The 10145-nt window shown below is 32.5% G+C and carries 11 protein-coding genes and 1 pseudogene; 10 read left to right on the top strand and 2 right to left on the bottom strand.

Going from position 1 to position 10145, the window contains the following annotated elements:
* Positions 1 to 243 precede the first annotated feature (243 nt).
* From DN394_RS27735 to DN394_RS27705, 6 genes are all read left to right on the top strand, one after another.
* A complete protein-coding gene (locus tag DN394_RS27735; protein ID WP_141545457.1) occupies positions 244 to 1266 on the top strand; it encodes a DUF1835 domain-containing protein in 1023 nt (340 codons plus the stop codon).
* A gap of 146 nt (positions 1267 to 1412) precedes the next feature.
* Complete coding sequence (locus DN394_RS27730; RefSeq protein ID WP_098149964.1) at positions 1413 to 1817, top strand: hypothetical protein; 405 nt, start codon at positions 1413 to 1415, stop codon at positions 1815 to 1817.
* 159 nt (positions 1818 to 1976) lie between these two features.
* On the top strand, positions 1977 to 3212 hold the full coding sequence (gene cypA, locus DN394_RS27725; RefSeq protein ID WP_098149965.1) for a cytochrome P450: 1236 nt from the start codon (positions 1977 to 1979) through the stop codon (positions 3210 to 3212).
* 266 nt (positions 3213 to 3478) lie between these two features.
* The gene (locus DN394_RS27715) at positions 3479 to 4762 is read left to right on the top strand and encodes an MFS transporter (RefSeq protein WP_098149966.1); all 1284 of its coding nucleotides are present in this window, start codon (positions 3479 to 3481) and stop codon (positions 4760 to 4762) included.
* Positions 4752 to 5381 carry a Vat family streptogramin A O-acetyltransferase gene (locus tag DN394_RS27710; RefSeq protein ID WP_098149967.1) on the top strand — a complete coding sequence of 210 codons (630 nt, stop codon included), beginning with the start codon at positions 4752 to 4754 and terminating at the stop codon, positions 5379 to 5381. The genes DN394_RS27715 and DN394_RS27710 overlap by 11 nt, the downstream gene beginning before the upstream one ends.
* 73 nt (positions 5382 to 5454) lie before the next feature.
* Complete coding sequence (locus DN394_RS27705) at positions 5455 to 5610, top strand: DUF1540 domain-containing protein (protein WP_000046089.1); 156 nt, start codon at positions 5455 to 5457, stop codon at positions 5608 to 5610.
* A 101-nt stretch (positions 5611 to 5711) separates the two neighbouring features.
* Here the strand turns inward: DN394_RS27705 and DN394_RS27700 are convergent, their stop codons facing one another.
* Positions 5712 to 6116 carry a PadR family transcriptional regulator gene (locus DN394_RS27700; RefSeq protein WP_046959534.1) on the bottom strand — a complete coding sequence of 135 codons (405 nt, stop codon included), beginning with the start codon at positions 6114 to 6116 and terminating at the stop codon, positions 5712 to 5714.
* Between the two features lie 218 nt (positions 6117 to 6334).
* On the bottom strand, positions 6335 to 6856 hold the full coding sequence (locus DN394_RS27695; protein WP_000568384.1) for a DinB family protein: 522 nt from the start codon (positions 6854 to 6856) through the stop codon (positions 6335 to 6337).
* Between the two features lie 256 nt (positions 6857 to 7112).
* On the opposite strand from DN394_RS27695, the gene DN394_RS27690 reads away from it, so the two are divergent.
* The 4 genes and pseudogenes from DN394_RS27690 (at position 7113) to DN394_RS27675 (ending at position 10122) form a co-directional block, all read left to right on the top strand.
* Complete coding sequence (locus DN394_RS27690; RefSeq protein ID WP_000717614.1) at positions 7113 to 7415, top strand: hypothetical protein; 303 nt, start codon at positions 7113 to 7115, stop codon at positions 7413 to 7415.
* A 93-nt stretch (positions 7416 to 7508) separates the two neighbouring features.
* A pseudogene (locus DN394_RS27685) lies at positions 7509 to 8375 on the top strand (cytochrome P450); the annotation flags it as partial.
* 113 nt (positions 8376 to 8488) lie between these two features.
* Positions 8489 to 9067, top strand: coding sequence for a cysteine dioxygenase family protein (locus tag DN394_RS27680; RefSeq protein WP_046959537.1), 579 nt, complete (start codon positions 8489 to 8491; stop codon positions 9065 to 9067).
* 203 nt (positions 9068 to 9270) lie between these two features.
* Positions 9271 to 10122 (top strand): Cof-type HAD-IIB family hydrolase, encoded by an 852-nt coding sequence (locus DN394_RS27675; protein WP_098149968.1) that lies wholly within the window; start codon positions 9271 to 9273, stop codon positions 10120 to 10122.
* The last annotated feature ends 23 nt before the right edge of the window (positions 10123 to 10145 follow it).

Below are 10145 nucleotides of genomic sequence, written 5' to 3'. Positions count from 1 at the left end.
TTATACATTTAAATAAAAAGATTTACAAAGTATTTAAAATTTATTTAGCAACTATTGTGATTTTGTGTGATTGATAACGGGGAAATAAAAAATATTTTAGGTCTATAGCATGAGGGAGAGATAGAGAAAGATTTTATTAAAAACTTAGATAGCTGCGTTAATCTGTGTAAGAAATGATTTGACTAAAAAAACTTTTAAAGAGTGATACTTAAATGGTACACTATTATCTACGTTATTTTTGAAATGAATAGAGGGATTTGTGTGATAGATAAAATCAAAAATGTTGTAGAGGACATGTACGAAGATGAAGCAAAACATTTACTTCAAAGTATTCTGATCCAGTTAAATTTATTAGAAAAAAATTATAGTGAAGATTCAATTAAAAATTTGATGGATATTCCTAGGCAACTAACGAGTAATACAACTTATAAAAAAAATGTAAAAGAAAGTACGCACGTACATATTGCGTTTGATGATTCAACTGCTGGGTGTTTAAAATATATGCTTAGCCAAGAAGAAAGATTGGAAGAGAGAGTTGTCGCTTTTTCTGAATTCTTTTCAATCGGACCGATAAATAAGTTACATACGAATAAGGGGCAACTAGCAAGACAAACATGGTTAGTAAATAACTTAACCGCTTATGATAGTTATTTTGAAGAAGAGTATTTAACAAGATTTATTGAAACTATGGAAGAACTACATTCTATTCCTATTGAAACTCCTATTACGATTTGGAAAGCAAATAACGCACACGAACAAGTAGGTCTATGTTTTGTATTGGCACAATTAAAAGATAAGAAAAACATTCGAGTTATGAATACGTCAGAAGCAAGTAAAGAAATATTAAAACTAGAGTATGATATTCGTGGAACTGGAGAGTTAGCGCCTGAAAGTTTAGCTCTAATTCAAAAAAGTTTTGTAGAATTGCCTTATTTAACTGTGGAGAAACGTATGCAGTTTGAACATGAGTGGGATAGTCTATCGAAAAGTACGGAATTTTTAAGAGTTTGGACAGACAATGAAGTGCATTCTGTACAAGAAGATTATTTTGATCAATTTATAATTGAATGTGCGAAAAGAGTAGGTGCTGATAAAGGGTTTACTAAAGCTCCTATAGTGATTGGTGAAGCACTTGGTCTTGTGGAACAATTGGTTGGAGATACTTTTTTAGAATATCGCTTGAAACAATTAATTAAAAAAGAAGTATTTGAATTTGTAGGTTCACTAGAAGAAATGCGCTTTTATAGTGTGAAGTTAAGGAAATAATAAATACATTTTATGTTTAAAAGCCTCGTATTATTAAAAATACGAGGTTTTTAAATTGAAGTTGGGCTATAACATAAGCTTCCTTTAGAGGGCAGATCACATATGAATGTTAAAGGTACTGAATGAAAAGAAGGTGATTTGTTAATATGTATAACCAACCAAATTATCCATATGATCAAGGGGTGTATTATAATCCACAAAACTACGGGTATGAATCTGTAAATGAAGTGAGAGATATGGAACAAGAAGATTATAGACCAGATGATGCGGAAGATGCTCCAACGTCACCACCACCGTCTCAAGCGCCGGCGTTACCGTCTACATTTGCTTCTCCAGCACAAGCAGGGAATATGAAATCATGGATGTGTAACTGTCTAGGTAGATGGGGCTATTTACGTTTGCATCGTCCTGGACCTTTCGGAAGAGACTTATGGTTCTTTCCGACTGAAGTGAGGAGAAATGGGGTTTCAGGTTACACTTGGCAAGGTGGTCGTCGTCGTAAAGTAAGCTACCGCTATCAACAAATTAGTAATTTCATGTGCTTCGCATAAAGAAAAGTGAGAGAGTAGAAAGATTTTACTCCCTCACTTTTTTATTTTTCAATATATGAAGTAAGGTTTTGATTAAAAATTTACAATTTTCACGTTTTTATTAGAGTATAATGCATATGTTGGTTGGTTTTCAAAAACAAATGAGAGTGAGGGAATACGATGTCAATGAAAAACAAAGTTGGGCTAAGAATAGAGGATGGAATTAATTTAGCTTCAGCTCAGTTTAAAGAAGATGCATATGAAATTTATAAAGAATCTCGAAAAATGCAACCGATCTTATTTGTAAATAAAACTGAATTAGGTGCAGAGTGGCTTATTACAAGATATGAAGATGCTTTGCCACTATTAAAAGATAATCGCTTAAAAAAAGATCCGGCCAATGTATTTTCTCAAGATACATTGAATGTCTTTCTTACTGTTGATAATAGTGATTATTTAACGACGCACATGCTAAATTCAGATCCACCTAACCACAATCGTTTACGATCACTCGTACAAAAAGCTTTTACACCAAAGATGATCACGCAATTGGAAGGAAGAATACAGGATATTGCAGATGATTTGTTAAATGAAGTCGAGCGAAAAAGTTCATTAAATCTTGTTGATGATTACTCGTTTCCTTTACCGATTATTGTAATAAGTGAAATGCTCGGCATTCCAAAAGAAGATCAAGCGAAATTTAGAATTTGGTCTCATGCTGTCATTGCTTACCCAGAAACACCAGAAGAAATAAGAGAAACTGAAAAGCAACTATCTGAGTTTATTACATATCTTCAATATTTAGTTGATAATAAACGAAAAGAGCCAAAAGAAGACTTGGTGAGTGCATTAATACTTGCGGAAAATGAAGGGCATAAACTTAGCGCCCGAGAACTATATTCAATGATCATGTTACTAATTGTGGCGGGACATGAGACAACGGTAAATTTAATAACAAATACGGTATTAGCACTTCTCGAAAATCCGGATCAATTACAGTTATTAAAAGAAGATCCAAAAGTAATTGATGCAGCTATTGAAGAAGGATTACGATATTATTCTCCAGTTGAAGTTACAACTTCAAGATGGGCAGATGAACCTTTTCAAATTCACGACCGAACAATCGAAAGAGGAGATATGGTTGTCATTGCATTAGCCTCTGCAAACCGTGATGAAACGGTATTTGAAAATCCGGAAGTATTCGATATTACTCGGGAGAATAATCGTCATATTGCCTTTGGCCATGGTAGCCATTTCTGCTTAGGTGCTCCACTTGCTAAGTTAGAAGCAAAGATTGCCATTACTACTTTATTTAATCGAATGCCTGAACTACAAATAAAAGGGAACCGTGAAGACATTAAATGGCAAGGTAATTATTTAATGCGTTCTTTAGAGGAATTACCATTAACATTCTAGAATATTTATTGTAGACATGCATACATAGAAAATGATTTACATAGAGTATGTATGTGTTATTTAAATTCGAAACGGAAGGGTGAAAACATCCCAATGATCAACTAATTCTATTTGTAAGAGATCTTCGTTAAAAAACGAAATATTCTTCTGAATAGGATTAGTCTGTGCATTTATAGAAAAGGGATGTATTTCGCTCTGCGAATATATAGTCTTTTTATATGATTTGTGCTGCCTCCTGTTCAGAACATGAAATAGGGGGCTTTTTTATGTCGACAAATGTAGTAACGAAACAAAACAATGGGGTATCACAAGTATTAAAAAATCGGTTTGTGCAAGGAATTCTTGCATCAGCACTATTTTTACAAATTGGAATATGGGTTCGGAACTTTGCGGTATTACTATATGTAATGGAAATGACGAAAGGTGATGCTTTTGCTATTTCAATGATTTCGGTTGCTGAGTTTGCTCCAATTTTCATTTTTTCCTTTATAGGTGGAACCTTTGCTGATAGGTGGAAGCCAAAGAAGACAATGATATGGTGTGAAACGTTAAGTTCCATTTCAGTATTCGCTGTATTAATTACACTTATGTTTGGAACATGGAAAATCGTGTTTTTTGTCACGCTTATTTCTGCAATCCTTTCGCAGTTTTCTCAACCATCAGGTATGAAATTGTTTAAACAGCATTTATCAACGGAACAAATCCAATTAGCGATGTCTATATATCAAACAATATTTGCGATTTTTATGGTGTTAGGACCGATTCTTGGAACATTTATCTTTCATAGTTTTGGAATTTATATTTCAATTATCATAACAGGTATCGCTTTTTTACTGGCAGCAGCTGTGTTGTTATTTCTTCCGAAAGATCTTGAGAATAAAAATGAGAAAAAAGAAATCACGTTGTTACAAGAAATGCTAGACGGTATTAAATACGTAAAAAAGAAAAAAGCATTAACTTTGCTAGGGCTTTGTTTTATGGCAGCAGGACTCGGTATCGGTTTAATTCAGCCATTAGGTATATTTATTGTGACTGAGCAGTTAGGGTTATCAAAAGAGAGTTTGCAATGGTTACTAACAGTAAATGGCGCGGGTATGATTGTTGGCGGAGCTTTAGCGATGGTATTTGCGAAAAACGTAGCTCCGCAAAAGATGTTAATTGTAGGGATGCTCGGTCAGGCGATCGGCATTGGTATTATAGGTTATTCAACGGATTTATGGGTGACACTTACAGCACAACTTTTTAGTGGGTTAGCTCTTCCGTGTATCCAAATAGGTATTAATACGCTCATTATTCAAAACAGCGATACTGATTTTATCGGTCGTGTAAATGGCATTTTAAGTCCACTATTTACCGGTTCAATGGTAGTAACAATGAGTGTAGCCGGTTCATTAAAAGAGGTGTTCTCATTAAGTACGATGTATGAGGGCACAGCTTTACTATTTATAATTGGATTATTATTTATTTTACCTATATACAATTTAAAGCCAGTAATAGCGGTAGAAAGTGAAATAAATGGTAAGGGAAGTGCTGTACAACATGAATCCTAATCCAAATGTTAAATATCCTATTGAAGGAAATCAAAATGTCCATTTTATAAAAAATACAATAACGAAAGCTAATATACTTGTTGGTGACTATTCTTATTATGATGCGAAAGATGGAGAAACATTTGAAGATCGAGTATTACATCATTATGAATTTCTTGGAGATCATCTTACTATTGGAAAGTTTTGTTGTATTGCAAATGGAGTTACCTTTATTATGAACGGAGCGAATCATCGGATGGATGGATTTTCGGCATATCCATTTAATATATTTGGAAATGGGTGGGAGAAGTATACACCTAATTTGTCTGATTTACCTTACAAAGGGGATACAGTTATAGGAAATGACGTATGGATTGGTATGGATACAACGATTATGCCTGGAATAAAAATAGGGCATGGTGCAATCATTGCAGCTAAATCTGTTGTGACTAGAGACATCGCACCATATACAATTGTTGGCGGAAACCCTGCAAATAAAATAAAGGAACGATTTACAAATACAATAGTAGAAGAGTTATTGCAAATTCAATGGTGGCATTTTGACATTGAAAAAATAACAGAAAATATAGATGCTATTGTACAAGGAAATATTGAACCATTAAGAAAGCTAAAAAGGTAATAAAAAATGCATGACAAAGAGTATCATACCTCCGAATTTTGTTAATGATAATAGAACAAGGAGGTGTGATACTATGGCACAAGACGTTTTATGTGAAGTAAACAACTGTAAATTTTGGGCTAACGGCAATAAATGTAGTGCAGATGCAATTTATGTAGTAAGTCATAAAGGGAAACATGCATCAACTACGGAAGAAACAGATTGCAAAACTTTCGATCCAGAAGTATAAATTTTTGAAGGGTAGCCAAATCGTGGTTGCCCTTTTATTAATTATAGTATTGATAATAAATCTCATTTTCATTCATTGTTTTTAACTTTTCTTGTTAATTTTTATATTTTCTTCATAAGTGATGTAATCCAGAGCAATTCGTGTTCAATACGTGATTTACTAAATTCAATGACTTCTGTAATAAAAGATGAGCTAACACGTAAAGATTGAATAGCAGTAAGCTGTTTATGTAGTACGTCTTGGCGTATTGTTAAAATTTCTTTTCTACCTTCGTAATCAAGTTTTTCAAATAGAGCGATACGTACAAGGAACTCAGCGTTATTTGTCGCAATTTTTTCAGGAAACTCTCTTAACATTTCTGAAAAAATTTCTTCACCTGTTTCAGTTATATCGTACATATTTCGGTTTGGCTTTCCGACTTGTTTATGTATTTTTTTCGTTATAGCACCCATATTTTCGAAGCGCCGAAGAGCGGGATACAGTGTATTATGGGGTTCAGCCGAGATACGTGTAAAAACGGGTCATAATCTGTAATATATTTCCATAATTGGTTTTTTAGTTAAAAATATCTACCTCATGATTAACAAAAAGCTGATTACCTATGCGCTATAAATGAACTGCCCCCAATTGTTAAACAAAACCTAGCAATTGGGGGCAGTTCATAGTTATCATTTGACTCTTCTAGTGACTTTCTCAAGTAAAGCACCCTTTGGTTGAATAAGATTTATTTATTCATTCCCATCAATCGCTTAATTGTTCTTATTTGTCCACGATGATTAATTTCGTCTTCCATAACGTGAAACCACAAGTAGTAATTATTATAAGGCACACCATTATCCCACTTGTTTTCCTCGAATAACCAGATATCTTGTTTTGATTTCAGATATGTTAGTGTATTTTCTCTAACTTGTGATAATTCATTCAAATAATAATCTAAAGATTGCTTTTTTATTCCTTCCCTTGCTTTGTCTCCAAGTTCTAAAGAAATTCGCCACTTTAGATATTCACTTTCAGTTAAATCTCTTTTTTCAAACGAGATAACTTGATGAACAAACTCCATCGCTGCAATATGTGATAAGAGAGAACCAATAGTGTTTGAACTACCGTTTGGTAAGAAATCTAAATCACTTTGGTTTAAATTGGAGATTTCGCTCAATGTAACATCTCTTGTATGTTCAAGCATTGTTACAAGCTCTCCAATCTTATTTGAATAGTTTTCTCTTGAAATTATTCTATAATCTATCATATATATCCCTCCAATTCATGCTAAGCATAAGTTTACCAATAAAATAAAAAAACAAAGTCTGAAAATTCATGTAAAATAATGATATAATTTAATTGAATATAAAGAAAAAGGAAACCTGTTTTTATCAGTGTTACCTTATCCAAGACTAAATTTTACCCATACATCATTTTTTTGATGTAGCTCTTGAAGATAAAAACTATTTAATTTTCAAGGAACAGTTATTAACTTAAAACTTATTATACGAGGAGGGTGTATCATGAAAAAAATATGCTTTGTATTAATTGTCGACGCTGGTATAAATTATGGTTCAATATTTTCTCTACCATTTTTAAGGAATCAGGATGATTTGAAGGAATATTTTTCTAAGTATTATGATGTTTCAATTAATTATATTAGGGATAAAAACTCAGTTGACTATTTGGTAGTTCCTAAACCGTGTCCACCTTTTGATAATGAAAATAATCTTCCAATAATTGAAGTACCAGCAATCTTATTTATGGAAAAGGATTTTGAAAAAATAAAGACTTATATAGACAATTATTTTTCTAATAACTCATAAAGAAAATAAAAGTACAGTAAAAAGAAGTCCGATACAAAACGAGTGGCGTAGAATATTTCTATTAATCATTCGTTTTTTATTATATTTACATATCAGTCTATCGCAAATGAACTTGTACAACATATCGGGAAATATAGTGAGGTTAATATTGTTGAAGAGTTTGCTGCACCTTTACCTGTTACCGTCATATCTGATTTATTAGGAGTGCCAACAACGGACAGTAAAAAAATTAAAGCATGGTCTGATATTTTATTTATGCCGTATAGTAAAGAAAAGTTTAATGATCTGGATGCGGAAAAGGGTATAGCACTAAATGAATTTAAAGCATATCTTCTACCGATTGTTCAGGGAAAGAGATACCATTTAACCGATGATATTATTTCGGATTTAATACGAGCTGAATATGAAGGCGAAAGATTAACAGATGAAGAAATTGTTACTTTTTCTTTAGGTTTATTAGCGGCAGGCAATGAAACAACTACTAATTTAATTATTAATAGCTTTTATTGCTTTTTAGTGGATTCACCTGGAACATATAAAGAATTAAGAGAAGAACCTAAATTAATTTCAAAGGCAATTGAGGAAGTATTGCGCTATCGCTTTCCCGTTACATTAGCTAGGAGGATTACAGAGGATACAAATATATTTGGGCCTTTTATGAAAAAGGATCAAATGATTGTTGCGTGGGTAAGTGCAGCAAATTTAGATGAGAAAAAGTTTTCGCAAGCCTTTAAATTTAATATACACCGAATAGGAAATGAAAAGCATTTAACATTTGGTAAAGGTGCTCACTTTTGCTTAGGAGCACCACTTGCACGTTTAGAAGCTGAGATTGCATTAAGAACTTTCATAAATGCTTTTGAAAAAATAGAGTTATCTCCATTGTTCAATTTAGAAAAATGTCTATTGGAAAATGAACAAACGTTAAATTACTTACCTATTCTTTTGAATAATAGGTAAATCGATCAGCAAGGTACAAATTTACTGTACCTTGTTTTTTTATTTCTCAATTGTAAAATTTTAGTTAGTTATTTAGTATGGAGGTGTGTGAAAAAGAATGGAGGAGGACGCTTATGTTAACGTGTAATGGAAGTAAAACGTTTCAAACATTTATTAAAGCAGTAACGGATTTAATCGATAGTAATTTATTAGAAGATCAAATTGTTTGTGCGATTGAAAAATTACTAGAAGAACTTTTAGAAAAGAAAACATGGCTTCCGTTAGAAAAACAGAAGGCGAATTCGGCTCAATACGCACGACATTTGTTATATGAAGATCCTTTTAATCGTTTTGAAGTATTAGCTCTTGTATGGAAAGATGGACAATCTACCCCTTTACATGATCATGATGGTACATGGGGAGTAGAAGGCGTTTTCACAGGGAGGATAATGGTGCAAAACTTTATACAAACGAAGCAGTTTGAAAATTCACTTGTTTATTTAACACATACAGGAAATCTTTATTTGGGAGAAGGAGAAACAGATAAAGTCATTCCACCAGCTGATTGTCATATTCTTGAAATAGCTAAAAATGAAAGCGTTGTCACTATTCATATTTACGGAAAACGTTTAGAAAAGTTTAAAATATATGTCCCAACTGAAGAAAAGAATGTGTACATGTGTGAGACGAAATATATTAGTTATAGTTCATAGTATAAAATATTAGTTATAGTTCATAGTATAAAATCAAAAACTTTTCTTTAAAAAGAAAAGTTTTTGATTTTATTATTAATTATTTCTTGACCTGAAACGCTTTTCATAAATTATAAATAAGGAGTACTTCACGAGATCTGTATGAAAACGATACCTTTTGTTTATAATGAACTCGTGTATTTATAGAAAGTGGTGAAGAAATAATGAAATTAATCGCAATTGATTTAGATGGAACTCTTCTTTCAGGGAATAAAACGATTAGTAAAGAGAATGCAGAAGCAATTCGAAAATGTCAGGAAGCGGGTCATGTTGTAGCAATTTGTACAGGACGTTCTATCGTCGACATTGAAAGATTGTTGTTAGAAGTTAATTTAGAGTGTCCAATTATTGCGGAAAATGGTGCGCTTATATATAAAGATAAAAAAATGATGAAGAGATATCCAATTCAAAATATGCAAGCACTTGAGATTGTAGAATATCTTGAAGAGAATGGCTTATATTATCAGCTCTATACTGATAAAGGTGTGTATGTACCGGATTATGGAGTAGAGAGTGTACGTAATGAAATCGAGTATGTGAAGAATTCAAAAGAAAATTTTGACTTGAAAGAATTAGAAACGATCGCAGCTTTATACCTTGAGCATACAGCATTTCATAGTGCAGAAAGTTGTAAATCAATTGTAGAAACTGATATACATGTGCATAAGCTTTTACCATTTTCTTATGACATAGAAAAATTAAAAAAGTTAAAAGCAGCGTTTCTGCATAATACTGATTTAGCAATTACATCTTCATATTGGCATAACTTAGAAATTAATCATCGAGATGCTCAAAAAGGAAATGGCTTATATACTTTAGCAGAACATCTGAATATTCCCGTTGAAAATACTGTAGCGATAGGTGATGGGCTAAACGATGTATCCATGATGGAAAAAGCAAACATATCAATTGCAATGGGGAACGCAGTCGAAGAAATAAAAGCAATGTGTAAATACGAAACTTTATCAAATGAAGAACACGGTGTTGCACATGCTTTATATAAATATGTAATGTAATATAAAAAGAAAAAAAGAATCCA

This window comes from Bacillus sp. BB081 (assembly GCF_008368895.1).
In the GTDB taxonomy this organism is placed as follows: Bacteria; Bacillota; Bacilli; order Bacillales; family Bacillaceae_G; genus Bacillus_A; species Bacillus_A wiedmannii.
This window is presented reverse-complemented; position numbering and strand designations above follow the sequence as displayed.

Coding starts and splice junctions, on each gene's coding strand:
- DN394_RS27710 (WP_098149967.1), top strand. CDS start 4,752: ATGAATCCTAATCCAAATGTTAAATATCCTATTGAAGGAAATCAAAAT.
- DN394_RS27715 (WP_098149966.1), top strand. CDS start 3,479: ATGTCGACAAATGTAGTAACGAAACAAAACAATGGGGTATCACAAGTA.
- cypA (WP_098149965.1), top strand. CDS start 1,977: ATGTCAATGAAAAACAAAGTTGGGCTAAGAATAGAGGATGGAATTAAT.
- DN394_RS27735 (WP_141545457.1), top strand. CDS start 244: ATGAATAGAGGGATTTGTGTGATAGATAAAATCAAAAATGTTGTAGAG.
- DN394_RS27680 (WP_046959537.1), top strand. CDS start 8,489: ATGTTAACGTGTAATGGAAGTAAAACGTTTCAAACATTTATTAAAGCA.
- DN394_RS27695 (WP_000568384.1), bottom strand. CDS start 6,856: ATGATAGATTATAGAATAATTTCAAGAGAAAACTATTCAAATAAGATT.
- DN394_RS27730 (WP_098149964.1), top strand. CDS start 1,413: ATGTATAACCAACCAAATTATCCATATGATCAAGGGGTGTATTATAAT.
- DN394_RS27690 (WP_000717614.1), top strand. CDS start 7,113: ATGAAAAAAATATGCTTTGTATTAATTGTCGACGCTGGTATAAATTAT.
- DN394_RS27705 (WP_000046089.1), top strand. CDS start 5,455: ATGGCACAAGACGTTTTATGTGAAGTAAACAACTGTAAATTTTGGGCT.
- DN394_RS27675 (WP_098149968.1), top strand. CDS start 9,271: ATGAAATTAATCGCAATTGATTTAGATGGAACTCTTCTTTCAGGGAAT.